Here is a 26,752-nt window from a genome sequence, read left to right on the forward strand (position 1 = left end):
TCAGCTCTTTTTCGATTTCGCGGGCGCTTTCGCCTTCGTTGCCTTCGGCTTGGCGGCCGTCTTGGTGGCCTTGGCTTCGGCGGCTGCCGCCTTCGGCTTGGCTCTCGCCTTGGCCGCCTTGCCCACAGGTGCCTTGCCGGCCTTTTCGACGATCAGCGCAAGCGCCTCCTCGACGGTGATCGCCTGCGGATCCTTGCCCTTCGGCAGTGTGGCGTTGACCTTGCCCCAGTTGACATAGGGGCCGTACTTGCCGTCGCGAACGGTGATGGCGCCGCCATCGGGATGATCACCGAGCGTCTTCAGCGCCGCCGGCGTGCCGCGCGCGCCCCGGCCCGGGGCCTGTTTCGCCTTTTCGGCGATAACAGTCACGGCACGGTTGAGGCCGACCGAGAACACGTCCTCGACGGTTTCCAGATTGGCGTAGGAACCGTCATGGAGGAGGAACGGCCCATAGCGGCCGATGCCGGACGAGATCATCTTGCCGGTTTCAGGATGTTTGCCGATATCGCGCGGTAGCGAGATCAGCGCCATCGCCTTTTCATAATCGATGTCCTCGGGCTTCCAGCCCTTCGGCAGCGAAGCGCGTTTGGCTTCCTTGCCGTCGCCGCGCTGGATATAGGGGCCGAAGCGGCCGGAACGCAGCGTCAATTCCTCGCCGGTGGTCGGATCGGTGCCGAGGTTCTTCGGCTCGTTGAGTGCTGCGCCGTCCGCTTCTCCGCCGTTTTCAGAGGAGAGCTGGCGGGTGTAGTTGCATTCCGGATAGTTCGAACAGCCGACGAAGGCGCCGTATTTGCCGAGCTTCAGCGACAAGTTGCCGGTACCGCAGACCTGGCAGATTCTGGGATCGCTGCCATCCTCCCGTTTCGGGAAGACGAGTGGTGCCAGCGCCTCGTTCAGAGAATCGAGCACGTTGGTGACGCGCAGTTCCTTGGTGTCCTCGATCTGGGCGAAGAAATCCTTCCAGAAATCGCGCAGCACCTGCTTCCAGTTCAACTCTCCGGCCGAAATCCGGTCGAGCTTTTCCTCGAGGTCGGCGGTGAAATCGTATTCGACATATTTGGTGAAGAAGCTTTCGAGGAAAGCCGTCACCAGCCGGCCCTTGGCCTGCGGGATCAGCTTGCGTTTGTCGATCGTCACATAGTCGCGGTCACGCAGCGTCGCGAGGGTCGCCGCATAGGTGGAGGGGCGGCCGATGCCAAGCTCTTCCATCTTCTTGATGAGCGAGGCTTCCGAATAACGCGGCGGCGGCTCGGTGAAATGCTGGGTCGAATTGATCTTCTGCTTGGCGAGCGTTTCGCGCGCAATGATCTCCGGCAGGCGGCCATCCTCGTCGCCATCGTCGCTCTGCTCGCCATCCTCCTTCTGGTCGGTATAGGCGGCGATGAAGCCGTCGAAGCGGATCACGGAACCGACGGCGCGAAGCCCGGCCTTCTCACCCTTGTTATCGGCGGTGATTTCAGCCGTCGTGCGCTCGATCTCGGCCGACGCCATCTGGCTGGCGATGCCGCGCTTCCAGATCAGCTCGTAGAGCCGGATCTGATCGGCATCGAGGAATTTGCGCACACGGTCGGGCGAACGATAGAAATCGGTCGGGCGGATCGCCTCGTGCGCCTCCTGGGCGTTCTTCGCCTTGGTCGAGTAGAAGCGCGGCTTTTCCGGCATGTAGCGTTCGCCGAATTGGTCGACGATGGCGCTGCGCGCCGCATCGATCGCCTCGGGCGCCATCTGCACGCCGTCGGTTCGCATATAGGTGATGAGACCGACTGTCTCGCCGCCGATATCGACACCCTCATAGAGCCTCTGGGCGATCTGCATGGTGCGCGAGGCGGAGAAGCCGAGATTGGAGGAGGCGGCCTGCTGCAGCGTCGAGGTCGTAAACGGTGGTCCCGGATTGCGCTTGACCGGTTTCGCCTCAACTGTATCGACGACATAGCTCGCACCTTCGAGCAATGCCTTGAGCCGGCCGGCATCCTCACCGTTGCCGATCGCGCGCGGCTGCAGCCGTTTGCCGTTCGCCGAAACCAGTCTTGCCTCGAACTCGTCGCCGCGCGGCGTCTTCAGAAGCGCCGAGATGTTCCAGTACTCTTCGGAAATAAAGCGCTCGATCTCGGATTCGCGGTCGCAGACCAGGCGCAGCGCCACCGACTGAACGCGGCCGGCCGACCGCGCACCGGGCAGCTTGCGCCACAGCACCGGCGAAAGATTGAAGCCGACGAGATAATCGAGCGCGCGGCGCGCGAGATAAGCGTCGACCAGCGGCACGTCGATGTCGCGCGGATCGGCCATCGCGTCGAGCACCGCCTTCTTGGTGATCGCATTGAAGACGACGCGCTTGACCGGCTTGCCGTTCAGCACGCGCTTCTTGTTCAGCATGTCGAGAACGTGCCAGGAAATCGCTTCGCCTTCGCGATCCGGGTCGGTTGCGAGAAACAGGCCATCGGCGGATTTCACCGCATCGGCAATGTCCTTCATCCGCTTGGCGGAGGCGCTGTCGACCTCCCAAAGCATTTCGAAATCCTGATCGGGGAGGACTGAGCCATCCTTGGCAGGCAGATCGCGCACATGGCCGAAGGAGGCGAGCACTTTGTATCCCGGACCCAGATACTTATTGATCGTCTTGGCCTTGGCAGGCGATTCCACCACTACAACATTCATGATGATTCTCTAAAAAGGAAGCGACGCCAGCGTTGAAACCAGCGCAACACATACCGCAACTTGGATATCGGCCCTCCGACATGGACAGGGAAATCGCCGCGGTCAAGGGGTTTGCTACAATTTTACCTCTTGCATCTGTTGCAGCCGAGGGGAGATTATCGACAAAATACAATTTTAGATAGGTTATCAAAGGTTTTTCGACACAGGGTTCGGCAATTCGCGTAGCCGCCGCCTGATGTCGCGCAAGGTTCAATCGGAAAGCGAGACGAGGCCGCCCTGCTGCCGGTGCAGCCTGCCGGCAATATCAAGCTCCAGAAGGATGAGATAGACCGCGGATGCCGAGAGGCCGGTATGACGGATGACGTCGTCGATCTCGACCGGGGTCGGCCCGAGCGCATCGATGATGCGGTTTCGATCGGAATCGCCGGGCGGCACCGATATGGACTTGCTGCCAGGCGCAGGCTCCTCGGCCATCGATGACGGGAACAGATCGAATTGCGCCAGCGGCGCCAGGGCCTCGATGACATCGGCGGGTGCGGTGACGATCGAAGCACCGTCCTTCAGCAGGCCGTTGGTGCCATGGCAGCGCGGATCGAGCGGTGAGCCGGGCACGGCAAACACCAGGCGGCCGAACTCGCCGGCAAGCCGTGCCGTGATCAGCGAGCCCGAACGCGATGCCGCTTCGATGACGACGAGGCCAAGCCCGATGCCAGCGATCAGCCGGTTGCGGCGCGGAAAGTCGCGGGCGCGGGGCTCCCAGCCGAAGGGCATTTCGCTCACCGCCAGGCCGTTGCCGCTGGTTATCTCCTCAAGCAGGCCGATATTCTCCGGCGGGTAGGGCTGGTCGAGGCCGCCGGCAAGGGCGGCGATCGTGCCTGTGTCGAGGCTTGCCCGGTGGGCTGCAGTATCGATGCCGCGCGCCAGGCCGGAGACCACGGTATATCCAGCCCGGCCGCAGTCGCGCGCCACCATCGCCGCGAATTTCGCGCCTGCGATCGAGGCATTGCGCGAGCCGACGATACCGACGGCCGGTCGGTTGGCGGCGGCAAGCGCGCCCTTAACGGCCAGAAGCGGCGGCGCGCCGTCGATCTGCTTCAGCGCTTGCGGGTAGTCCGGCTCGCCAATGCCGACGAAGCGGGCGCCGAAGCGACGCGCCGCCTCGAGTTCCCGATGCGCCTCGGCCTCACTGGCGATGCGGATTGCTCGCGTGGCGCCACCGCGTGCCGAAAGCTCCGGCAGTGCGGCAAGTGCTGCCTCGGCCGAACCGAAATGATTGATAAGGTCGCGAAAGGTGGCAGGGCCGATATTGTCGGAACGGATAAGGCGCAGCCAGGCAATTCTTTGCCGTTCGGTCAGAACAACGCCTTTTGGTCCGGCGCTCAGCGCATCCATTACCCCTTTGCCCCGATCTTGCTTTCCGTCCCGCCCATCAGGCGCGAAATATTCGCCTTGTGCTTCCAGTAGGAGATGAGGGTCATGATCGCCATCACTGCTGCAACCTTTTCGTTGCCCAGTATCCACAGCGCAACCGGAATGACAAGCATGGCAACCAGCGCCGACAGCGAGGAGTAGCGGGTAGTGAAAGCGACCGCCAGCCAGACGGCGGCGAAGAGCACGACCATGATCGGCGCGACGCCGAGCAGGGTGCCGATATAGGTGGCGACACCCTTGCCGCCCTTGAAGCCGATCCAGACCGGGAACAGATGGCCGATGAAGGCGAAGAAACCGGCGATGATCGCGGCCTCCTCACCGAGGAAGTAGCCGACGATCCAGGCCGCGGCCGATGCCTTCAGCGCATCGAGCAGCAGCGTCGCCGCGGCAAGCGTCCGGTTTCCTGTTCTGAGCACATTGGTTGCGCCGATATTGCCGGAGCCGATGCTGCGCACGTCGCCGAGGCCGGCGGCACGCGTGAGGATCAGTCCGAAGGGGATCGATCCGAAGAGATAGCCGATAACGGCGGCGGCAAGCGCGATCGGCAGCGTGATCTGCCATGACATGAGATTGGATAACATATGCCCCCTCAGCCCCTCCGTGGCCTATCCTCGAGTCAGCCTTCTCCCGCTGGGGGATGGACGGCGATAGTGTCGGTTCTAACTTGCGTGGACAAGCTTTCCCGAGACGTATGTCGCGATCGCTCGCCCACTGAAGCGCGCATCCTCGAACGGCGTATTCTTCGAGCGGGAGAGAAGCATGTCTTTGGCGACAAGCCAAGGCTCATCGAGATCGATCAGTGCAATATCGGCCGCAGCGCCCGGCTTCAACGTGCCGGCCGCGAGGCCGAAGATTTGCGCGGGGCGGGTGGACATGGCGTCGATCAGGCGCATCAGGCTCACTTGGCCGCCATGGTGAAGCCTGAGGGCTGCCGCCAGCATGGTTTCGAGGCCGATCGCGCCGTCCTCCGCCTCGCCGAAGGGCAGGCGCTTCGTATCGACATCCTGCGGGTCGTGCGAGGAGACGATGATATCGATCGCGCCGCTCGCAAGGGCGTCGGCCATGGCCACCCGGTCATCTTCCGGGCGCAGCGGCGGATAGAGCTTGAAGAAGGTGCGGTATTCGCCGATGTCGTTTTCGTTGAGCGCCAGATTGTTGATCGAGATGCCGCAGGTCACCTTGGCACCGCGGCTGCGGGCGCGTTCGATCGCCTCGACCGATTCCGGCACCGAGATCATCGCGGCGTGATAACGGCCGCGCGTCAGCTGCGCGATCCTGAGATCGCGTTCGAGCGGGATGAGCTCGGCTTCCCTCGGAATGCCGGAGAGCCCAAGCCAGCTGGCGAAAAGTCCCTCATGCATGACGCCGTTGGCGCCGAGATATTTGTCGCGCGTTTCGCAGGAGATGACGGCGCCGAATTCGCGCGCATAGGTCATGATCCGGCGCAGCACCTGCGTGTCGTGGACGCTGGAATGAGCATCGGTGAAGGCGACGGCGCCCGCCTGCATCAAGAGGCCGATCTCCGTCATCTCCTCGCCGGCAAGGCCCTTGGTGATGGCGGCTGCCGGATAGACGTTGACGGCGGCCGTATCCCGCGCCGTCTTCTTGACGAATTCGACGAGCGCAATGTCGTCGATGATCGGATCGGTGTCCGGCATCATGATGATCGAGGTGACGCCGCCGGCCGCCGCCGCCCGGCTCGCCGAGGCGATCGTTTCACGGTGTTCGCCGCCGGGTTCGCCGACATGGACGCGCGCATCGACGAGCCCCGGCGTCGCGACAAGGCCCGTGCAGTCGCGGATGACGGCGCCTTCCGGCGCGCCCTGGTTCTGCGCCTCGCCGCCGGCGGCGATGATCACGCCGTTTTCGGCGATGATCGTCCCCACTTCGTCGAGATTGCGCGACGGATCGATGATGCGGACGTTCTTGAGGACGATCGGGTTGCTCATGCCATCATTCCATCGCTTCGGGGACCCTGGTTCTGTGAGACGAGCAGCGTCTCCATGACGGCCATGCGCACCGCGACCCCCATCTCCACCTGTTCGGCGATCACGCTCTGCGGCCCGTCCGCCACTTCCGAAGCGATCTCGACGCCACGGTTCATCGGGCCGGGATGCATGACCAGCGCGTCGTCCTTCGCCGCTTTCAGCGTTTCGGCGTCGAGCCCGTAGAAGTGATAGTATTCGCGCACCGAAGGCACGAAGGCGCCGGACATGCGCTCGCGCTGCAGCCGCAGCATCATCACGACGTCGGCGTCCTTCAGCCCTTCCTGCATCGAATGAAAGACCTCGACGCCCATCTCGGCGATGCCGGCGGGCAGGAGGGTCGCAGGCGCGACGACACGGACGCGAGCGCCCATGGCGTTGAGCAACAGGATATTGGAGCGCGCCACCCGCGAATGCAGCACGTCGCCGCAGATCGCCACGATGATGCGCGACAGCTTGCCCTTGGCGCGGCGGATCGTCAGCGCGTCGAGCAGTGCCTGGGTCGGATGTTCGTGCTGCCCGTCGCCGGCATTGACGACCGAGCAGGAAACCTTCTGGGCGAGAAGGGCGGCTGCACCGGCGCTCGAATGGCGGATCACCAGCACGTCCGGGCGCATCGCATTCAGCGTCATCGCTGTGTCGATCAGCGTTTCGCCTTTCTTCACCGAGGAATTGCCGACCGACATGTTCATGACGTCGGCGCCGAGCCGTTTGCCGGCAAGCTCGAAGGAGGCCTGCGTGCGTGTCGATGCCTCGAAGAAGAGGTTGATCTGCGTCAGCCCGCGTAGCGTCGACGTCTTCTTCTCTCTCTGGCGGCTGATCTTGACGGCCTCGTCCGCCTTGTCGAGAAGATAGGTGATATCCTGCTCGGTGAGGCCCTTGATGCCGATGAGGTGGCGGTGGGGGAAAAAGACCATGACCCTGCCTCTTGCTGTCTCTGGCGGGTCTATAAAGAGTGCTGCCCGCCGGGGCAAGCATGTGCTGTGGGCAAAGGCTTATGTCCCCATGCATTTTCGCCCGAATTCCGATAGAGCAGAATGAACCGAATCATAACTTCCGGTTTCCCTTTGCCGGGTTCTTACACTAGAAGCGAATTATGACCTCCGCCAACCGGACTGACGACAAACTCGCAGAACTCAACCAGCCGAGCCTGTGGTCCGGCATCAACGCCTATCGGTCCGATCCGCTGATCGTCGACCTGACGGCGGCCCTGCCGCGCGGCATCCGCGAAGACCTGGAAAACATGGGCCGCTACGTCACCTCGCCGGAGGCGCAGGAGATGGCGCGCATGGCGAACCAGGGCGCGCCGCAGCTGCGCACCCACGGTCCGCGCGGTGAGCGCGTCGACGTCGTCGAGTTTCACCCCGCCTGGCATGCCCTGATGCGCCGCTCCATGTCGGTCGGCCTGCATTCCTCCGTCTGGGATCCCCAGGCCGATACCGAGGCCAAGGACGAGGCCCATAAGGTTCGCGCCGCGCGGTTTTATCTGACGTCTCAGCTGGAATCCGGCCATCTCTGCCCCCTGACGATGACGAGCGCCTCCGTTGCGGCGCTCTCGGCCTCGCCCGCGGTCCAGAAGGACTGGGCGCCCAAAATTCTCTCGCGCAAATATGATTCGTCGAACAAGCCCGCCATGCAGAAATCCGCCGTGACCATCGGCATGGGCATGACGGAAAAGCAGGGTGGCACGGATGTGCGCGCCAACAGGAGTGCTGCCGAAAAGGTCAGCGAGGGCATCTACCGGCTGTCCGGGCACAAGTGGTTCATGTCCGCGCCGATGAGCGATGCCTTCATCATGCTGGCGCAGACGAAGGAGGGCATGGGCTGCTTTCTCGTGCCGCGCCTTCTGGAGGATGGTTCCGCCAATGGGCTGCAGTTCCAGCGGCTGAAGGACAAGGTCGGCAACCGCTCCAACGCCTCTTCCGAGGTCGAGTTTACAGACACGTTCGGTTTCCTGCTCGGTGGTCCGGATGCCGGCATCCGCACGATCCTCGACATGGTGACGCTGACCCGGCTCGACTGCGCGCTGGCCTCGTCAGGCATCATGCGCGCCTCGCTCGCCGAAGCCGTGCACCACACCCGCGGCCGCAGCGTCTTCGGCAAGATGCTCGTCAACCAACCGATCATGACGCGCGTGCTCGCCGACATGGCGCTCGATGTCGCCGCCGCGACGGCACTGTCCTTCCGTCTAGCCGGCGCCTTCGACAAGGCGCGCGGCAATGCCGAGGAAGCGGCCTATGCCCGCGTCATGACGCCGGTCGCCAAATACTGGTGCTGCAAGATCGCGCCCGCGCTGATCTACGAGGCAATGGAATGCATCGGCGGCAATGGCTACATCGAAGAACGGCCGATCGCCCGCCATTACCGCGAGGCTCCCGTCAACGCCATCTGGGAAGGCTCCGGCAACGTTATGGCGCTCGACGTGCTGCGCGTGCTCAACCGCGGCAAGGATCTGTTCGAAACGGTCTTCGCCGGCCTAGCCCGCGATCTCGGCCCCGCCGGCAAGAAGACGATCGACGTGCTGCGCGCCGCAATCGCGCTGTGTGAACAGGATGAGGGCGCGGCGCGCCTGCTCGTCGAGCAGCTGGCGCTCGCTGCCGGTGCCGCCGAACTCTATCGGCTGGGCGCTGGGCGCATTGCCGATGCCTTCATCGAGACGCGTCTTGCCGGCGGCTGGCGCTCTACCTACGGCATGCTCGATTCCCGCTTCGACGCCAGCTACATCGTCGACCTGCTCTATCCGCCGGCGGCCTGATCGCCGCGGGGTCAGACGATCCCTGAGGCCGAGACGCTCGGCCATCGGATTGTCCTACGACGATCGCCGTTTATCGTCCGGCCGGTCACGGCGTATCGCGCCGAGGTCGCCTTCCCATCCCTGCGAGATCTGCGATCGCATTTTTCCGGCGGTGCCTCTCAACGAGGCGTCGCAAGGCCTGGTCGACGGTGGCCTTTTTTGTCGCCAATCCCGTGGCGGTCATTGCCGCGTCGAGCAAGGCATCATCGATACCGATATTCGTCCGCATGATCGCGCGCCATGGGTATGATTATCATAGAGATACACATCCACGTCACGGCGGTTCAAGCTCGGCGACGATGTCATCGCCATAAACGAAAATCCGGCCGCGTCGCCGCGGCCGGATTTCAGTCTTTACGTCCGAAAATCAGCGTTCAGAAGAAGCCACGGCGCTGCCACCAACCGGCTTTCTTCGGCTTGCCGTCATCGCCTTCGCCATTCTCGACGCGGGTGGATTTCACCGTCGGCTCGGAGGAAGAGATGTTGGATTCGCGGTTGGCGCGAACCGGCTTTGCCTCTTCCTGAACTGATGTTTCGAGATCGGCGGAGGCTTCAACCAACTCCGGCTCGGCCTCGGCCACAGGTGTCGTCTCCGCTGCCGGTTCCTCGACCGGCGCTGCGGCCGGTTTGCGGCGGCCGCGGCTGCGAGCGGGCTTCACATCTTCGGTTATGACGGTTGCGCTCTCGACGGCCGCCATCGCGGCCTGGCCTTCGTCGGCCTGTTCGGCAATCGCCTCGACCGCTACGGCTTCGCTCGGAGCGCCCTCGTTCGAAGCGTCGTCGCCTTCGTCCTCGTCGCCGCCATTGTCTTCACCGGCTTCGCCGGCCGTCAGTTCGGAGCCATCTTCGGCGCGATTGCGACGACCGCCACGCTTGCCGCGACGGCGCCGCTTGCGGCGCTGCGATTCCTCGCTTTCAGCGCGTGTCTCAGGCGTAGCTTCGGTGTTTTCATCACCTTCGCCGCCCTCGTCGTCACCGTCCTCATCCTCGTCACCGGCTTCGCCTGCTGCCGATGCCGGCTGCTCGGCATTGCCGTTGCGTCCACGGCGGCGCCTGCGGCGCTTGCGCTTGCGGTTGCCATCAGCTTCACCTTCCGAGCGTGCTGCGACGGGCCGTTCGGCAACGGCCGGCTTTTCCTCGAGTTCCTCGTCTTCCTCCTCATCCACTTCGATGACGATATCGTCGTCGTCATCCTCAGGAATGGCTGCGAAGTTGAAGAGCGTTTCGATCTTGACCGGGTTTTCCACCGGGTCGCCGCGATCGATCGCGAAATGCTGTGCGCCGACCGAACCATCCGCATCGATGACGATAGCGACGCCGAAACGGCTTTCGTAATCGATGATCGTCTGGCGCTTGTGGTTGAGCAGATAGAGCGCGATGTCATGCGTGGTGCGCACGGTGATGTTGTGCGTGGTGTTCTTCAGCAGATATTCCTCGATACCGCGCAGGACATGCAGCGCGACGGAGGACTGCGAGCGCACATGGCCGGTGCCGCCGCAATGCGAGCAGACCTGCGTGGTCGATTCGAGAACCGACGCGCGGATGCGCTGTCGCGACATTTCGAGCAGGCCGAAATGCGAGATCCGGCCGACCTGGATGCGGGCGCGGTCGTTCTTCAGGCATTCCTTCAGCTTCTTCTCGACAGCGCGGTTGTTGCGCTTCTCTTCCATGTCGATGAAGTCGATAACGATCAGGCCGGCAAGGTCGCGAAGGCGAAGCTGGCGGGCGACTTCGTCTGCAGCCTCGAGATTCGTCTGCAGCGCTGTGTCTTCGATCGAATGTTCGCGGGTCGAGCGGCCAGAGTTGACGTCGATCGAGACCAGCGCCTCGGTCTGGTTCATGATCAGGTAGCCGCCGGACTTCAGCGTCACCTGCGGCTGCGGCATGCGGTCGAGCTGAGCCTCGATGCCGGAACGCGAAAAGATCGGATGGATGTCGCGGTAGGGCTGAACCACCTTGGCATGGCTCGGCATCAGCATCTTCATGAAGTCTTTCGCTTCACGATAGCCTTCTTCACCGGAAACGATGACTTCGCTGATATCCTTGTTGTAGAGGTCGCGAATCGAGCGCTTGATCAGCGAGCCTTCCTCATAGACGAGGCAGGGAGCGGTGGACGCCAGCGTCAGCGTGCGCACATTCTCCCACAGGCGCATAAGATATTCAAAGTCACGCTTGACCTCGACCTTGGTGCGGTTGGCACCGGCGGTGCGAAGGATGACGCCCATGCCCTGCGGCACCTCGAGCAGGCGCGCGATTTCCTTCAGGCGCTTGCGGTCGGCAGGATTGGTGATCTTGCGGGAAATGCCGCCGCCGCGCGCCGTGTTCGGCATCAGGACGGAATAGCGGCCGGCGAGCGAGAGATAAGTGGTAAGGGCTGCACCCTTGTTGCCGCGCTCTTCCTTGGCGACCTGCACGAGCAGAATCTGGCGGCGCTTGATGACTTCCTGGATGCGGTACTGCTTGCGCGGCTTGCGCTGCACGCGGTCCGGCACTTCTTCCATCGCGTCTTCGGCGCCGACGGATTCAATGACTTCCTCTTCGCCGTGATCGTCATCATCGTCGTCATCATCGTGGCGACGCTTGCTGGTATCGACGTCTTCGGAGATCGAGTCGGTTTCCACCATCGCGGCCATCGCGCCGCCCGTCGAGCCGTCATCCTCGTTGTCGACAGTCGAAGCGCCTTCGGCTTCAACGTCTGTGGGAACAGCATCTTCGGTCGCGGTCGTTTCGGCGGCCGGTTCTACGACCTTCTTGCGGCTGCGACGCGGCCTTGCCTTCTTCACCGGCGCTTCCTCGGCGGCCGCGGTCTCTACCGCTGCCGTCTCTTCCGTCACGGCAGCCGTTTCCGGCGCCTCTGCCGGCACGATGCCGACATCCGGCTGATCCTGCTTGGAAAGATCGACCATCGGTGCGGTTTCGACATGCTCGACGTCCTCGTCGCGGCGATGCTCCTCGGCTTCGGCCCGAAGCAATGCCTGACGGTCGGCAAGCGGTATCTGATAATAGTCGGGATGGATTTCGGCGAAGGCCAGGAAGCCGTGCCGGTTGCCGCCGTAATCGACGAAGGCGGCTTGCAGCGAGGGCTCGACCCTCGTTACCTTTGCAAGATAGATGTTGCCGCGGATCTGCTTCTTGTGCTGGGACTCGAAGTCAAATTCTTCTATGCGGTTCCCGCGAACGACAACGACGCGCGTCTCTTCCTCGTGAGACGCATCGATAAGCATTTTGTCTGCCATGTAAGCTGTGCTCCTCGGCGTGGCCGCGAGAGCGCATTCCCGACTGCTGTTGAAACAGAAAGAATGCGGTCCGCAGTGGCCGCGCCGGATAATGAAAGTCGCGCCTGATGCGAGGGGGAGGGCAGCAGCCAGACCGCAGCCGGAACCATTTCGGTCCGGGGCCTGTACACTTCAGATAAAACCTGCTGCGAAACCATCAACAACCAAGCGTGATCGACAAATACGAAGACCCGTTCGGGTCCGATGAGTTTGCTCCCTGAGAGCGTGGTGGCTGATCCACCAATGAATTCCGGCAATAAGCCGGAAAATCAGGATCCAGTTCTAGGGATTAAGCGCATGAGACGGCGGACGATGACCGGTGTGGCGCCAGGTCCTGATCTGGCTGGCAGCCTTTGCGGCGACTCTATCCCGTCAACACTTTACCCTGAAATTCGTTGTATGTTTTCTGTGTCACAATAGCAAGGGAAAAGCCAAATGTGCCATAATATTGATGGATTTCGCAACGCATAGAAACTGGGGATAAAGTGATCGCGATTCGGCAGGCTGCAGCGGGTGTTTCGTCACAGGGACGCTGGCCGCAGCGGCGTTGGGTCCATCGCAATGCAAATAGGGTGTGGCAGTTTATTGTTTAAGAGGGCTCGGAGCGCGGCGAAATCCGCAACGCGGCGATCGACAATCGCAAGGCGGGTTCTGGCGGCACTTTTGGCCGCTAGTCTCTTGCCGGTCGTTGCCAACTCTGTCGAGGCCGGGGATCCGCTGCTTGCCTATGGCGCGCGCATCGTCGGCGACGATGCAAGGACGCGCATCGTCATCGATTTCGATCGCGAGCCGCGCTTCTCGGTCCACTATATCGCCAATCCGGAACGCATCGTCGTCGACCTTCCGGCGACCGCCTTCGGTTTTCCGGCGAAGGATCTTGCCGCCCGCGGCCTGTTCAAGGATATCCGCTACGGCAAGATGGACGAGGAGAGCGCCCGTATCGTGCTGACGACGACTGGACCGGTGAAGCTGGCGCTTGCCAAAGTGCAGGCCGACGAGGCCGGCAAGGGGCATCGCCTCGTGCTCGATGCCGAGATGATCGACAAGCGAGCCTTTGCCGAACTGGTGAAGACACAATCCTGGAGCGATCGGACTGAGGCGGCTCAGACGACGAGCGCCATTCCAGCACCGGAAAAAGCCGCCCCCGGCGATTTCGTCATCGCCGTCGATGCAGGCCATGGCGGCATCGACACCGGCGCGATCGGCGTCGACACCAAGACCGAAGAAAAGCAGGTGACGCTTGCCTTTGCCAAGGCTTTGACCGACCGGCTGAACAAGGAGCCGGGCATCAAGGCTTTCCTGACGCGTGAGGATGACGAGTTCCTGTCGCTTTCGCAGCGTGTGCTGATTGCCCGCCAGAACCATGCCGGCCTTTTCATTTCGCTGCATGCCGACACGTTGAAGCAGAAGGATATCCGCGGCGCCACCGTCTACACGATCTCCGACAAGGCATCCGACAAGCTCGCCGCCGACCTTGCCGAACGGGAAAACCTCTCCGACCAGATCGCCGGCAAGGAGACGGTCGCCGAGCCCCCCGAGGTCGCCGACATCCTGCTCGATCTGACACGGCGCGAGACGCAGGCCTTCTCGATCTCGCTGGCCGAGAGCGTGCTGAATTCTTTCAAGGATCAGGTCGGCACCATCAACAATCCGCACCGTCACGCCGGCTTCCGCGTGCTGCAGGCCCCTGACGTGCCCTCGATCCTTCTCGAGATCGGGTTCCTCTCAAATGCCGAGGACGAGAAACTGCTGCTCGACGAGGCCTGGCGCGGGAAGATCGTCGGTCTCTTGACCGACGCAGTCAAGCGATACCGCGCCGCCGTCATGGCGAATGGCGGCTAATCCACGCGCCCCAAATTCTGTAGTGGTTGCAGCTCGACGACATGCATAAAAACAAAGACTTGAAGTGCGCCTCCTGAATCAAGTTCTGAGCAAGATGCCTCAGATTGGCGGCGGGCGCGGGCGTGGCTTGGATGTGACAGTTCTAATGAAACGCGGCGGCAGCGGTGAATGCGGCGCAGACAGCCCTATTTTGCTCACATTCGCGCCGTTACTCCGGCTTATGTTTCGCAGCCTGAGGCGCGGAATCGGCTTGTGGCGATAGCGCTCATAGAGTAAGTCGCGCAACGTGCAAATTGCCTTGATCTGTGCAATCGTTGCGGCTGCGCCGATTGAAGATCGAAGAGACCGGTAGCTGAAAATATGGTTAGACTTTTTGGATATTTCTTCGGAATGGCCTGCGTCCTGTTTCTGGTCGCGGCGGCGGGTATTGCCATCTATCTCGCCAATGTCGCGAAGGATCTCCCGGACTATGCCGTTCTGAACAGCTATGCGCCGCCGGTGACGACCCGCGTCCATGCCGGAAACGGCGCTCTGATGGCCGAGTACGCCAAGGAAAAGCGTCTCTTCCTGCCGATTCAGGCTATTCCCGACCGCGTGAAGGCCGCTTTCCTGTCGGCCGAAGACAAGAATTTCTACAATCATCCGGGCGTTGATCTCACAGGCCTCGGCCGCGCAATTCTCGTCAACCTGCAGAATTTCGGTTCCGGCCGCCGCCCGGTCGGTGCCTCCACAATCACCCAGCAGGTGGCCAAGAACTTCCTTTTGAGCTCGGACCAGACGATCGACCGCAAGATCAAGGAAGCGATCCTTTCCTTCCGTATCGAGCAGGCCTACAGCAAGGACAAGATCCTCGAACTCTACCTGAACGAGATATTCTTCGGTCTGAATTCCTATGGCATCGCCGGCGCAGCACTCACCTATTTCAACAAATCCGTCACCGAACTGACCGTCGCCGAAGCCGCTTATCTGGCATCGCTGCCGAAAGGCCCGGCCAATTATCATCCGTTCCGCCATCCGGAAGCTGCGCTCGAGCGCCGTAACTGGGTGATCGACCGGATGGTCGAGAACGGCTATGTCAGCCAGAGCGACGGCGAGGAAGCCAAGAAGCAGCCGCTCGGCGTCACCGCCCGCACCACCGGCCCCTCGCTCTTCGCGTCGGATTATTTCGCCGAAGCTGTGCGCCGTCAGCTGATCGACCAGTACGGCGAAAAGGTTCTCTATGAGGGCGGCCTTTCGGTGCGCACGTCGCTCGATCCGCAGATGCAGCTCGCTGCCCGCAAGGCGCTGCAGGACGGTCTGGTCACTTACGACGAGCGCCGCGGTTTCCACGGCCCGATCAAGCAGATCGATGCGAGCGGTGATTGGGGCAAGGCGCTTGCCGATATTCCCACACTGTCCGACGTGCCGGAATGGCGGCTTGCCGTCGTGCTCGCCGTATCCGACTCGACCGTCGACATCGGCCTGCAGCCGGCCAAGGATGGCAGCGGCAAGGTTGCGGCCGACCGTCAACGCGGCACGATCGACGCTAAGAACATGCAATGGGCCTTCCGTTCGGCCGACGGCGCCCGCAAGACCACGAAATCGCCGGTCGGCGCCGTGTCCCCTGGTGACGTCGTTTATGTCGCAAAGCTCGGTGACGACGCGTCGACCTCCTATCGCCTGCAGCAGCCGCCGAAGGTGCAAGGTGGCCTGGTCGCGATGGACCCGAAGACCGGCCGCGTACTCGCCATGGTCGGCGGCTTCTCCTACGCCCAGTCCGAATTCAACCGCGCCACCCAGGCGATGCGCCAGCCGGGCTCCTCGTTCAAGCCTTTCGTCTACGCGGCGGCGATGGACAATGGTTATACGCCGGCTTCGGTCATCATGGACGCGCCGATCGAAATCGTCTCGGGCGGCCAGGTCTGGAGGCCGGAAAACTACGGCGGCGAATCCGGCGGCCCGTCGACGCTGCGTTCGGGCATCGAGCATTCGCGCAATCTGATGACGGTGCGCCTCGCCAACGATCTCGGCATGAACATCGTCGCGGAATATGCCGAGCGCTTCGGCATCTATGATCACATGCTGCCGGTTCTCTCCATGTCGCTCGGCGCCGGCGACACGACGGTATTGCGCATGGTCTCGGCCTATTCGGTCATCGCCAATGGCGGCAAGCAGATCAAGCCGACATTGATCGACCGCATCCAGGACCGCTACGGCAAGACGATCTTCAAGCATGAGGAGCGTCTGTGCGAGGGCTGCAATGCCGGTGACTGGCAGAACCAGGAAGAACCGAATGTCGTCGACAATCGCGAAACCGTTCTCGACCCGATGACCGCCTACCAGATCACCTCGATGATGCAGGGCGTCATCCAGCGCGGCACCGCCGCCGGCAAGATCGATCTCGGTGGCCGCGACGTCGCCGGAAAGACCGGCACCACCAACGACGAGAAGGATGCCTGGTTCGTCGGCTTCACGCCGGATCTGGTTGCAGGCCTCTATATGGGCTTCGATACGCCGGCCCCGCTCGGCCGCGGCGGCACCGGTGGCGTCTTGTCCGCCCCGATCTTCAACGAATTCATGCAGGCTGCCGTCAAGGACACGCCGGAATCGAAGTTCGTCATTCCATCAGGCATGAACCTGATTTCGATCGACCGTAAGACCGGCATGGCGGCTGGCGACGGCAATCCGAACACCATCATCGAGGCCTTCAAGCCCGGCACCGGCCCAGCCGACAGCTTCTCCGTGATCGGCATGGACAGCACCATGGCGCCGGAGGAAATCCTGAAGACCTCGCCACAGGCGAACCAGGCCGTCCAGACCGGCACGCCCGGCCTGTTCTGACCGAGGCCTGAATTTTGCCCGCCCGCCGCGGCCCTTTACATCCGCGGCGGGCGTCTCTATGTCACCAGCACCTGAAGAAGACCGAGACAGAGAAGCAGGAAAATGCGAGCGGAAATCGAAAACGTGGTCGATGAAACCAAGCAGGCTATCACCCTGCTGAGGAGGCATCTTTGACTGGGACCAGGCGATAAGACGGCTGGACTGGTTGAACAACAAGGCAGAGGATCCGAACCTCTGGAACGACGCTTCCGAAGCGCAGAAACTGATGCGCGAACGGCAGCAGCTCGATGACGGCATCAACGGCGTCAAACAGCTCGAACAGCAGCTGAACGACAATATCGAGCTGATCGAACTTGGCGAGGAAGAGGGCGACCAGAGCATCGTCAAAGAAGCCGAAGACACGCTGAAGGCCCTGAAGGCCGAGGCCGCGCGCCGCCAGGTGGAAGCCATGCTCTCCGGCGAAGCCGATGGCAACGACACCTATCTCGAAGTCCATTCCGGCGCTGGCGGCACCGAAAGCCAGGACTGGGCGAACATGCTGTTGCGCATGTACACCCGCTGGGCCGAACGCCAACGTTTCAAGGTCGAGCTTCTCGAAGTCCATGATGGCGAAGAGGCGGGCATCAAGTCCGCGACCCTGCTCGTCAAGGGTCACAATGCCTATGGCTGGCTGAAGACGGAATCGGGCGTGCACCGGCTGGTGCGCATCTCGCCCTACGACAGCAATGCGCGTCGCCACACCTCCTTCTCGTCGATTTGGGTCTATCCGGTTGTCGACGACTCGATCCAGATTGAGATCAACGAAAGCGACTGCCGCATCGATACCTACCGTTCGTCGGGTGCCGGCGGCCAGCACGTCAACACCACCGATTCGGCCGTGCGCATCACGCATATCCCAACGGGCATCGTCGTGCAGTGCCAGCAGGAGCGTTCGCAGCACAAGAACCGCGCCAAGGCCTGGGACATGCTGCGTGCCCGCATGTATGAAGCCGAACTGAAGAAGCGCGAGGACGCTGCCAGCGCCGAAGCCGCTTCCAAGACGGAGATCGGCTGGGGCCACCAGATCCGCTCCTACGTGCTGCAGCCCTATCAGATGGTCAAGGACCTGCGCACCGGCGTTGCCAGCAGCGCGCCGGACGACGTTCTCGACGGCGACCTCAACGAGTTCATGGAGGCAGCACTTGCCCACCGCATCAGCGGCGCCGCCGACGCGGTCGTCGATGATGTCGACTAATAGGCTTTAGTCAGATCGAGACGCGAAAGCCCCGGAAACGGGGCTTTTCCATTGCTCAAGCCATCGCGCTGATGTCGTTGTCTTGAAACAGCGCCGCCGACAGATCGGCGATCTCGTCATGAACGACTGCGCGCTCGATGCCCGGGGGATCGGTAAAGAGTTCTGCCGCAAAGGCAAGGCCGAGCGCCGTGCCCTCTGGCACGAAGACATAATGTCCAAGGCCGCCGCTGAAGATTTTAAGGGCGCTGCGCCGGAGCCGCGCATGCAGCCACGACGAACATTCTTCGGCCGGTGCCGCCTTGTCGGCATCACCGACGAGGATAAGGGCGGGCGCATCGACAGTTTTCAGGCTTTCCTCGCTGAAACCGAGAACGGACCGACCCGGCGCGCAAACGAGTGCGGCCTTGATTCTGTCGTCTCGGTAGGACTTCGACATCCGGGACCACGAATCGCGAAACACATCGCTGGTGCGCAGCAATGCCGGGATATGATCGGCAAGGTCGGGAAATTCCCTGGGTCCACGCGCGCCACCCGGCTTCATCCTCGATGGTTCGAACTGCGAGAACTGGGCGACGGCTCCAAGAAGCAGCATCACGCTATAGGCTCCGGCCGAAAATCCCGCTGCGAAGACACTATTCGTATCGATATGGCCAGCGAGATCGCTGAGCCACTCGTCGCAGTGGTCGAGCATGTAGCTTAGGTCAGGCGCCCGCTCCCAAAGGCAGGCAAAGCCTTCAGCGCGATAGGGCTCGATGCCAGTATTGCCGTGATGGCTGACGCCGAGCGCTGCAAATCCGCGATCGACCAGGCGTCGCGCCAGCCACTCCAGCCCGGCCGCGGATCCGCCGGTACCATGCGACAACAGCACGAGGGGATAGGGCACGGCTTCCGGCCGGATGGGTGCATCACGGGCGACGGCCGCTTTCTGGAACCAGCTTCTTTCCGGTATCTCGCTTTCCCGCGTGTCATCGGCAGCGGGATACCAGAGGGACCAACTGATGGGCCTGGGGCCGGCTGCGTCCCAGTTCGACCTTTTCTTGTCGTAGAGGACGCCGTCGCGAAAGCCGAGTTTCATCTCTCGGATGCCTCTCTGAACGATTCCTCGCCGTTCAATTCGTCGCCTTCTCCACGGTGATGTCGCCGAATTCGTCGATCAGCACGGTCCAGCCATCCGGCTCCGCGGCAGGGTCGGTCTTCAGATAGACCGTGGCGAAGAGCCCCGGTTCCTTGATGATGCCGTTCGAATTCTCGGGGCGTATATCGGTAACGTAAGGCTTCAGGTCGCTGAACTCCTGCAGCTCGATGGTCGAGGCGATCGCCGGGCCGGTCTCGGTCTGGGCAATCTGCTGCAGGTAGACCTTTGAGGTCCTGTCCGGCTGGCGGACGGCAAAGAGCTTGTAGTAGCCGTGGCGCTGCACGGCCTTTCCCTCGGGATTAGCGACGCTCTCGGCGCCCGTCGGCACCCGCTCGACATCAGGTGCGTTGCCGTCGTCCTCCCAGTAGCCGGTGCTGGTCGCGAAAATCACCGATGCCGGTAGGATGGCATCCTGCACCGGCGCGGCCTCCGCTGCAATGCTCCATCCCGCAAGCAGGAGGCTGGTCATCAATATCCGTCGCATTGCCATCCTCTCAATCCTTGAACTGCTCTGCGAGAATACGGTCGGACCAGGTTCGGTCGGGATCAGAAAGGATGCGCGCCGTCACATGTTCCGACTGGGCGATGCGGATATGCAGCACCGACTTGACCTCGGTATTGTCGGCCACTGCGTTCACCGGTCGCTTCTCCGGCTCGAGAATGTCGATATCGACGGTCACCTTGTTCGGAAGCAGAGCGCCCCTCCAGCGCCGAGGCCTGAAAGCGCTGACCGGCGTCATGGCGAGCAGCGGCGCCTCGAGCGGCAGGATCGGGCCATGGGCGGAAAGATTATACGCCGTCGATCCGGCAGGTGTCGCCACCATCAGCCCGTCGCAGATCAGTTCTTCCAGACGGACGCGCCCATCCACCATCACCCTCAGATTCGCGGCCTGATAGGACTGGCGAAAAAGATAGACCTCGTTGATGGCGAGCGCCGTCGAGTTGGTGCCGTCGGCGTTGGCCGTCGTCATCTGCAATGGCCGGAAGACGTTTTCGACGGCGACGCAGATTCGCTCCTGAAGCTCTTCGGTGCGATAGTCGTTCATCAGGAAGCCGACCGAGCCGCGATTCATGCCGTAAACCAGTTTGCCGGAGTTCATGGTGCTGTGCAGCGTCTGCAGCATGAAACCGTCGCCGCCGAGCGCGACAATGACATCGGCTTCGTCAGCCGGGACGTCACCATAGATGCGAATCAACTCCTCGCGCGCGGCAAGCGCCTCCGTCGTTGGTGAGGCGAGAAAGGAAAGCGTCTGAAATGAACGGCCCATGCAATGCCCTTTATGATGCTGCCCTAGCTAAAGGATAAAGGCCTTGCGCGACAAGGACGTTTTCTATCGCAAAGCGTTTTGAACTGCTGCCGAACTGTCCGCGCGGCCGCGGATTTTCCCTTTACAGAATTACAGAATCTGCTAGTTGGGCAACTATTGCCCTTGTAGCTCAGTTGGTAGAGCACCTGATTTGTAATCAGGGGGTCCCGGGTTCGAACCCTGGCGGGGGCACCAGCCTACGCTCTGTGAGCTTCGGCTCGGCGAGCCGAAGAGAGCAGCTAAGCGAAGGCGGATTGGTTCGAGAACGCTCCGGTTAGCTACACCATCTTTCCCCAGAATACCGCCGTTCTAAACCATAGCCTGGGTTCGACGTTGCTTCGCTCGATCGCACCGGCAGATTTTTTCAAATTAGCTCGTATCGCTTGATGAACCGCGTCTGAAGGGCTGCTTCACCGCCAATTCAGCCGGGCCTGCTTATCTTCGCCTCATCATCAATGAGGAAACAGCCATGAAGCTCGCACATCTCTTTCTCGCCGCAACCATTTCCGTCGGTGCGGCTTTCGCGTCCGTCGCACCGGCGGCCGCCATGCCGGCCGAGCGGCCGGCGGTGACTGCGCAGGGCGATATCGTTCAAATTCGTGATGGCTGGCGAGGTGATCGCGACCGCGACGACCGTGGCTGGCGAGGTGATCGCGGCCGTGACGACCGTGGCTGGCGCGATGAGCGCGACTGGCGCCGGTCCGACTGGCGCGATAATCGCCGTCACTGGCGGCGGTGGCGTGCAGAGCGTTGGCAGGAGCGCCGCGAGTGGCGCGATCGCGATCGCGGTATGCCGTTCTGGCTCTACCGCAGCTGACAATAACGGCCCGGATCACCCGGGTCGTTATTTTAATGAGTGACGGGTTCGTTGACGCTCGCCTCGATCCTGTCGCTATTGCCAGTCTGTCCGGCGCCGGAGGGCGACATCATTGCGATGCTGAGCACGGAGACAATCATGAAGGCGACGACGGCGATCATTATACGCATAAGCGTTCAATCCTCGTTCGATTCCGGGATTAACGCATGATCGCCGTCCGCGTTCCTGCCAGTATTATTGTACCTGTCCCGGCGTCGCGGGGCCGGGCGCCGTCGGCGACAGAGGATCGGGCTGGTGGATGGGGTGCGACGTGTCTACCCAGATGATGCTGATGATAATCACGACGAAGACCGCGATGAAGAGGATACCGAAAATCAGCGGTCGAATGGCCATGATGGGGATCGTTCCTTCTTACTTCTGAGCCGGTCGCTGCAACCGATCATTGCCCGATCATAGTGCTCCGGGGCGTCATTCCAAGGCAAAAGTGGATTTTTCTGGAGCCGACTGACTGCGGGTTAGCGGCGAACGAGCGAAAGCGGCTTGCCGCCTTCCTCCTTCGATTTGTCGAAATTGCCGTCAGCGCGCATGTCGAAGCCAAGCGACGAACCGTCTGGGCCCATCAGCGTCAGCCCGAAACCCTCGATATGCCAGACTGCAAGTTTCAGTCTGGCGACATTAGCGGCGCAGTCCCCCGAAAGTGACAGCGGCACGTTGCCGTCCGCATCGACACGGCCGTTGAGCGTCAAGCCGCAAAGCCTTTCGCCGTTCGGTCTTTGCATCGTCCATATCCCGGCAAGGCTGGTGAAACGCGGCAGGCGATCGACGCCGTCAGCTGCGGCGATCAGCAATAGCGGCGCACCATCCTCCGTCTTCATCGGCGAACCTTCGTTCTCGACGAAGCGAGCGAGCACCTTGCGCGTCGCGTCGATCAGGATGACGCCGCCACTGCCGTCGAAATTCCAGGAATAGGCTTCGGCAAGTGCCGGCAGCGGCTTGATGCAGGAGTCCTGACCGGAGACCGAATAGCCGCCGATCGCTTCACCGGTTTCCAGCGTCAACTGGCAACCGGCCGCACCGTCTTCCGGCGCGACGAGATAGGTTCCGGCCTGCGCTTTGAGAATATCGGGATCGATATCCTGTCCATATGCCAGTCCATAGACAAGCAGCACCGCTGCCGGAGCCACCAGTCTAGGGATGAAACGGACCATGACAACTACCCTTTGCCGCAGCCAGCCTATGCCTTCAAGTGGAGCCGCGCCGCATAAAGCGCGATCGCCGCCGCATTCGAGACGTTGAGCGATTTGATCGCGCCCGGCATGTCGAGACGGGCAAGTGCGTTGACGGTTTCCCGCGTCTTCTGCCGAAGCCCCTTGCCCTCCGAGCCGAGCACCAGCGCCACCTTCTCGCCGGAGAAGGTGCCTTCGAGCGGCGCCGGACCTTCCGAATCGAGGCCGATGGTGGAGAAGCCGAGCTTGTGCAATTCGCCGAGCGCATCGGCGAGATTGGTAACCTGTATATAAGGTATCAGTTCCAGCGCGCCGGAGGCAGACTTGGCGAGCACGCCCGATTCGGTCGGGCTATGTCGCTGTGTGGTGATCACCGCACCCGCATTGAAGGCGACGGCCGAGCGCATGATCGCGCCGACATTGTGCGGATCCGTGACTTGGTCGAGGACGAGCAGGAGGGGGCTGTCCTTCAGCGCTTCGAGCCGGCGTACCGGAAGCGGCCTTGTTTCCAACATCACGCCCTGATGGATCGCCTCAGGGCCGAGCACCTTGTCGATCTCCTGCGGCGAGACGATCTCGAAGGGAATGCCGAGCGCCTCGACGTCGACTTCGAGGCGCGCGAGTGCGTTCTGCGTCACGAACAGCTTGATCTTCTTGCGCTCGGGATTGTCGAGCGCCGCGCGCACCGTATGCAGGCCATAGAGATGCACCTGGTCGGGCGCAAGCGCCGGCGGCTTCCAGTCTTCGCCGCCGCGCTTTCGCTTCTGCGGCTGAGGCGTCGGAATCTCCCCGCGTTCGCGCTTGGCGTCACGGTGGGCGCGCCGCAGAGTGGCGTAATGCGTATCCTTGGCGGATGGGTCTGTCGCGGTCTTGCCGCCGGATTTGTTGTCTTTGCTCATGCAGCTTTATAGCCATGGCGCTCGCTGCCGCATAGGCTTTCTTTCATATGCCGGCTTTCGGTGGCGAATGAAATTTTTCGTGTTTTTTCCGTTGTCATCGTGTTGACAGACTGAAATGCTCCGGTCATATACGCGGCGCAGACGACGGGCGGCAATGCTTCGAAGTCTGACGAACTTGGTCTTGCGATCCGGACGAAAAACTGGAGAGATGCCCGAGTGGTTAAAGGGGACGGACTGTAAATCCGTTGGCTCAGCCTACGTTGGTTCAAATCCAACTCTCTCCACCATTCGTCATCGGATCGGACCACCCCGCGGGTATAGCTCAATGGTAGAGCAGCAGCCTTCCAAGCTGAATACGCGGGTTCGATTCCCGCTACCCGCTCCAGTTTCCGTTAAGCCACCTTATACGACCGCTGCCGCGGTCGTCCCGAGATGTCTCCGGCGCTGGCGGAGAAGCTGACGATTGCGGTTATCGGCTGGCAGGGAAGGGCGCTCGACGCCGAACGTCTATGGCGTGTCTCAGGCGGTTCATGCGATTTTCTCTAAGATTTCAGCGATTTTCGAGGGGGCTTTGGCGAATCGCCTTGCAGGCGGCGAATTGTCTCCCATATGCGCTGTCAGGCCAAGTTTGGCGTCTGCAATTAAGTCTTGCGCAATGTCGCCGAAAGCCTTAAACGGCGGCACTAAACCGGTTCGCCGGGGCCACCATTTTCGTTCACAGGAAGCATTCAAATGGGAAAGAGTAAGTTTGAGCGCAACAAGCCGCACGTCAACATTGGCACGATTGGCCACGTTGACCACGGTAAGACGTCTCTGACGGCAGCGATCACGAAGTACTTCGGTGAGTACAAGGCGTACGATCAGATCGACGCGGCTCCGGAAGAAAAGGCCCGTGGCATCACCATCTCGACGGCGCACGTTGAGTATGAGACGCCGGCCCGCCACTACGCGCACGTTGACTGCCCCGGCCACGCCGACTACGTCAAGAACATGATCACCGGTGCTGCCCAGATGGACGGCGCGATCCTGGTGTGCTCGGCTGCTGACGGCCCGATGCCGCAGACGCGCGAACACATCCTGCTGGCTCGTCAGGTCGGCGTTCCGGCAATCGTGGTGTTCCTGAACAAGGTCGACCAGGTTGACGACGCCGAGCTTCTCGAACTGGTCGAGCTCGAAGTTCGCGAACTGCTGTCGTCCTACGACTTCCCGGGCGACGATATCCCGATCGTCAAGGGTTCGGCGCTTGCTGCTCTCGAAGATTCGGACAAGAAGATCGGCGAGGATTCGATCCGCGAACTGATGGCCGCTGTCGACGCCTACATCCCGACGCCTGAGCGTCCGATCAACCTGCCGTTCTTGCTGCCGATCGAAGACGTGTTCTCGATCTCGGGCCGCGGCACGGTTGTGACCGGCCGCGTCGAGCGTGGCATTGTCAAGGTTGGCGAAGAAGTCGAGATCGTCGGCATCCGCCCGACGACGAAGACGACGGTGACCGGCGTTGAAATGTTCCGCAAGCTGCTCGATCAGGGCCAGGCCGGCGACAACATCGGCGCGCTGATCCGCGGCGTTACCCGTGATGGCGTTGAGCGTGGCCAGATTCTGTGCAAGCCGGGTTCGGTCAAGCCGCACAAGAAGTTCATGGCTGAAGCCTACATCCTGACGAAGGAAGAGGGTGGCCGTCATACGCCGTTCTTCACCAACTACCGTCCGCAGTTCTACTTCCGCACGACCGACGTGACGGGCATTGTGACGCTGCCGGAAGGCACCGAGATGGTGATGCCGGGCGACAACGTCACGGTATCGGTCGAGCTGATCGTTCCGATCGCGATGGAAGAAAAGCTGCGCTTCGCCATCCGCGAAGGCGGCCGCACCGTCGGCGCCGGTATCGTCGCGTCGATCGTCGAGTAACTTTCGAGTTATCCGCAATTATGAAGACCCCGCTGGAAACAGCGGGGTTTTTCATTTTCATGGCTTCCTGTAGGTTTAACAGGTGTTGTAAAAATATCGTTAAATTGGCCTGTCACAGTATTTTGTTCATCTCACGTTCAGAAACCGGTTTGTGATTGGACCATTGTAGTCCAGACTCCTTCTTGCAAAGAGGAGAGCCCGGATGATTCCAAAGGCCACATTCGCTGCGACGATATTCGCGATGTATGTTTTCACGATGTTTTTCATCGCTGCAATACCGCAAGAAGTTGTTCAGTCTGCCGTAGTGCAGATTGGCGAGGTAAGTGTCGTCAAGTGACGACCTTTGCCGAACATCGCAGGGTTCTGCGATGTTCGGAAATGATCGGCCAGGTGCTCCCGGATAGGATGCTCCTGGCGACGCGGGGGTGAACCCTTGCATGACGCTCGCTTGCTCTTCGCGCGGAAGCGTCTATCTATGCCTCCGATTTCATGACGCGGAGGATATTCCATGAAGAGACGTATTCTATTCACCGGCGGTTCGGGCAAGGCAGGTCGCCATGCGGTGCCGTGGCTCGTCAATGCCGGCTACGAGGTTCACAACCTCGATCTCGTGCCGCTGGATAGCCCCGGCGTCACCAATCTCATCGCCGACATCACCGATAGCGGTCAGGTCTTCAACGCGCTTTCGATGCATCGCGATTTTCCCGATCTCGATGCGGGCAGGGGCGTGCAGCCCTTCGACGCCGTCGTGCATTTCGCCGCCATCCCGCGCATTCTGATCAAGCCCGATAACGAAACCTTCCGCATCAACACGATGGGCACCTATAATGTCATCGAGGCGGCGGTGAAGCTCGGCATCAGGAAGATTATCGTCGCATCGAGCGAGACGACCTACGGCGTCTGCTTCGCCGAAGGCCATCGCGATTTCCACCAGTTCCCGCTGGAGGAGGACTACGACGTCAATCCGATGGATTCCTACGGCCTTTCCAAGGTCGTCAACGAAAAGACGGCGCGCGCCTTTGCCGAACGTTCCGGCTTCGACATCTATGCGCTGCGCATAGGCAACGTCATCGAGCCGCACGAATACGAGAGGTTTCCGACCTTTTTCGCCAATCCCGAGATGCGCAAGCGCATCGCCTGGAGCTATATCGACGCCCGCGACCTCGGGCAGATCTGTCATCTCTGCATTGAGAAGGACGGCCTCGGCTATCAGGTCTTCAACGCCGCCAACGACACCGTCTCGGCCAATACGCCGTCGAAGGAGCTCGCGAAGCGATTCTTTCCGAACGTGCCCTTCACCCGCGAGATCGGCGAATATGAGGGCCTGCTCTCCAACCGCAAGATCCGCGAGGTGCTGGGCTTTAAGGAAGAACACGATTGGCGGAAATATGTGAAGGTCTGAACGGACCTTGGTCAGGCGATTG

Annotated in this window: 20 protein-coding genes, 3 tRNA genes and 1 pseudogene; 10 read left to right on the forward strand and 14 right to left on the reverse strand. The window is 61.6% G+C overall.

All coding sequences use genetic code 11. The features are described 5' to 3' along the window. From topA to CUJ84_RS07095, 5 genes are all read right to left on the reverse strand, one after another. Positions 1–2,655, reverse strand: coding sequence for a type I DNA topoisomerase (gene topA / locus CUJ84_RS07075; RefSeq protein WP_105005698.1), 2,655 nt, complete (start codon positions 2,653–2,655; stop codon positions 1–3). Between the two features lie 249 nt (positions 2,656–2,904). After that, positions 2,905–4,047: a DNA-processing protein DprA gene (gene dprA / locus CUJ84_RS07080; protein ID WP_105005699.1), complete on the reverse strand. Its 1,143-nt coding sequence runs from the start codon at positions 4,045–4,047 to the stop codon at positions 2,905–2,907. Then, positions 4,047–4,667 (reverse strand): glycerol-3-phosphate 1-O-acyltransferase PlsY, encoded by a 621-nt coding sequence (plsY, locus tag CUJ84_RS07085; protein WP_027685120.1) that lies wholly within the window; start codon positions 4,665–4,667, stop codon positions 4,047–4,049. The genes dprA and plsY overlap by 1 nt, the downstream gene beginning before the upstream one ends. Positions 4,668–4,745: 78 nt before the next feature. Further along, positions 4,746–6,035, reverse strand: coding sequence for a dihydroorotase (locus CUJ84_RS07090; protein ID WP_105005700.1), 1,290 nt, complete (start codon positions 6,033–6,035; stop codon positions 4,746–4,748). Next, complete coding sequence (locus CUJ84_RS07095) at positions 6,032–6,988, reverse strand: aspartate carbamoyltransferase catalytic subunit (RefSeq protein ID WP_018241622.1); 957 nt, start codon at positions 6,986–6,988, stop codon at positions 6,032–6,034. The genes CUJ84_RS07090 and CUJ84_RS07095 overlap by 4 nt, the downstream gene beginning before the upstream one ends. A 179-nt stretch (positions 6,989–7,167) precedes the next feature. Here CUJ84_RS07095 and CUJ84_RS07100 point away from each other — a divergent pair, with 179 nt between their 5' ends. Next, positions 7,168–8,826 (forward strand): acyl-CoA dehydrogenase family protein, encoded by a 1,659-nt coding sequence (locus CUJ84_RS07100; RefSeq protein ID WP_027685117.1) that lies wholly within the window; start codon positions 7,168–7,170, stop codon positions 8,824–8,826. 54 nt (positions 8,827–8,880) lie between these two features. On the opposite strand, the pseudogene CUJ84_RS07105 reads toward CUJ84_RS07100, so the two are convergent. Beyond that, a pseudogene (locus CUJ84_RS07105) lies at positions 8,881–9,094 on the reverse strand (type II toxin-antitoxin system VapB family antitoxin). A gap of 145 nt (positions 9,095–9,239) precedes the next feature. Then, positions 9,240–12,101, reverse strand: coding sequence for an Rne/Rng family ribonuclease (locus tag CUJ84_RS07110; protein ID WP_105005701.1), 2,862 nt, complete (start codon positions 12,099–12,101; stop codon positions 9,240–9,242). Positions 12,102–12,725: 624 nt separating this feature from the next. On the opposite strand from CUJ84_RS07110, the gene CUJ84_RS07115 reads away from it, so the two are divergent. The 3 genes from CUJ84_RS07115 to prfB all read left to right on the forward strand — a co-directional run bounded on the left by CUJ84_RS07115 (position 12,726) and on the right by prfB (position 18,036). Then, positions 12,726–13,982 (forward strand): N-acetylmuramoyl-L-alanine amidase, encoded by a 1,257-nt coding sequence (locus CUJ84_RS07115; RefSeq protein WP_105005702.1) that lies wholly within the window; start codon positions 12,726–12,728, stop codon positions 13,980–13,982. Between the two features lie 360 nt (positions 13,983–14,342). Next, on the forward strand, positions 14,343–16,802 hold the full coding sequence (locus CUJ84_RS07120; RefSeq protein ID WP_027685114.1) for a penicillin-binding protein 1A: 2,460 nt from the start codon (positions 14,343–14,345) through the stop codon (positions 16,800–16,802). Positions 16,803–16,904: 102 nt separating this feature from the next. Further along, positions 16,905–18,036 (forward strand): peptide chain release factor 2 gene (gene prfB, locus CUJ84_RS07125; protein WP_105005703.1). Its coding sequence is split into 2 segments (ribosomal slippage): positions 16,905–16,973 and positions 16,975–18,036, totalling 1,131 coding nucleotides; the frame shifts between segments, so codons are not numbered across the junction. Between the two features lie 55 nt (positions 18,037–18,091). On the opposite strand, the gene CUJ84_RS07130 is transcribed toward prfB, so the two are convergent. Genes CUJ84_RS07130 through CUJ84_RS07140 form a run of 3 tightly spaced genes read right to left on the reverse strand, consistent with a single transcriptional unit; the run spans position 18,092 to position 20,439 of the window. After that, the gene (locus CUJ84_RS07130) at positions 18,092–19,111 is read right to left on the reverse strand and encodes an alpha/beta hydrolase family protein (protein WP_105005704.1); all 1,020 of its coding nucleotides are present in this window, start codon (positions 19,109–19,111) and stop codon (positions 18,092–18,094) included. Between the two features lie 34 nt (positions 19,112–19,145). Further along, complete coding sequence (locus CUJ84_RS07135) at positions 19,146–19,661, reverse strand: hypothetical protein (RefSeq protein ID WP_105005705.1); 516 nt, start codon at positions 19,659–19,661, stop codon at positions 19,146–19,148. Positions 19,662–19,665: 4 nt separating this feature from the next. Beyond that, positions 19,666–20,439: an NAD kinase gene (locus CUJ84_RS07140; RefSeq protein ID WP_027685110.1), complete on the reverse strand. Its 774-nt coding sequence runs from the start codon at positions 20,437–20,439 to the stop codon at positions 19,666–19,668. A 158-nt stretch (positions 20,440–20,597) separates the two neighbouring features. On the opposite strand from CUJ84_RS07140, the gene CUJ84_RS07145 reads away from it, so the two are divergent. Then, a tRNA-Thr gene (locus tag CUJ84_RS07145) sits at positions 20,598–20,673 on the forward strand. Positions 20,674–20,875: 202 nt separating this feature from the next. Further along, entirely contained in the window at positions 20,876–21,295 is a 420-nt protein-coding gene (locus tag CUJ84_RS07150; RefSeq protein ID WP_199788817.1) for a hypothetical protein, read from the forward strand. 32 nt (positions 21,296–21,327) lie between these two features. Here the strand turns inward: CUJ84_RS07150 and CUJ84_RS38260 are convergent, their stop codons facing one another. The 4 genes from CUJ84_RS38260 to rlmB all read right to left on the reverse strand — a co-directional run bounded on the left by CUJ84_RS38260 (position 21,328) and on the right by rlmB (position 23,420). Then, positions 21,328–21,465 carry a hypothetical protein gene (locus tag CUJ84_RS38260; RefSeq protein ID WP_199788785.1) on the reverse strand — a complete coding sequence of 46 codons (138 nt, stop codon included), beginning with the start codon at positions 21,463–21,465 and terminating at the stop codon, positions 21,328–21,330. Positions 21,466–21,529: 64 nt separating this feature from the next. Continuing rightward, entirely contained in the window at positions 21,530–21,688 is a 159-nt protein-coding gene (locus CUJ84_RS38265; RefSeq protein ID WP_003558513.1) for a hypothetical protein, read from the reverse strand. 122 nt (positions 21,689–21,810) lie between these two features. Continuing rightward, positions 21,811–22,503 carry an AprI/Inh family metalloprotease inhibitor gene (locus CUJ84_RS07155; protein ID WP_105005707.1) on the reverse strand — a complete coding sequence of 231 codons (693 nt, stop codon included), beginning with the start codon at positions 22,501–22,503 and terminating at the stop codon, positions 21,811–21,813. Between the two features lie 26 nt (positions 22,504–22,529). Further along, the gene (rlmB, locus tag CUJ84_RS07160) at positions 22,530–23,420 is read right to left on the reverse strand and encodes a 23S rRNA (guanosine(2251)-2'-O)-methyltransferase RlmB (protein ID WP_105005708.1); all 891 of its coding nucleotides are present in this window, start codon (positions 23,418–23,420) and stop codon (positions 22,530–22,532) included. Between the two features lie 202 nt (positions 23,421–23,622). Between rlmB and CUJ84_RS07165 the strand changes: the two genes are divergently transcribed. From CUJ84_RS07165 to CUJ84_RS07180, 4 genes are all read left to right on the forward strand, one after another. Then, positions 23,623–23,707: transfer RNA gene (locus tag CUJ84_RS07165), tRNA-Tyr, on the forward strand. A 24-nt stretch (positions 23,708–23,731) separates the two neighbouring features. Further along, positions 23,732–23,805: transfer RNA gene (locus CUJ84_RS07170), tRNA-Gly, on the forward strand. Between the two features lie 347 nt (positions 23,806–24,152). Continuing rightward, positions 24,153–25,328, forward strand: coding sequence for an elongation factor Tu (tuf, locus tag CUJ84_RS07175; RefSeq protein WP_012757012.1), 1,176 nt, complete (start codon positions 24,153–24,155; stop codon positions 25,326–25,328). Between the two features lie 508 nt (positions 25,329–25,836). Continuing rightward, positions 25,837–26,730 (forward strand): NAD-dependent epimerase/dehydratase family protein, encoded by an 894-nt coding sequence (locus tag CUJ84_RS07180; RefSeq protein ID WP_027685043.1) that lies wholly within the window; start codon positions 25,837–25,839, stop codon positions 26,728–26,730. The last annotated feature ends 22 nt before the right edge of the window (positions 26,731–26,752 follow it).

Source organism: Rhizobium leguminosarum (assembly GCF_002953715.1).
In the GTDB taxonomy this organism is placed as follows: Bacteria; Pseudomonadota; Alphaproteobacteria; order Rhizobiales; family Rhizobiaceae; genus Rhizobium; species Rhizobium leguminosarum_V.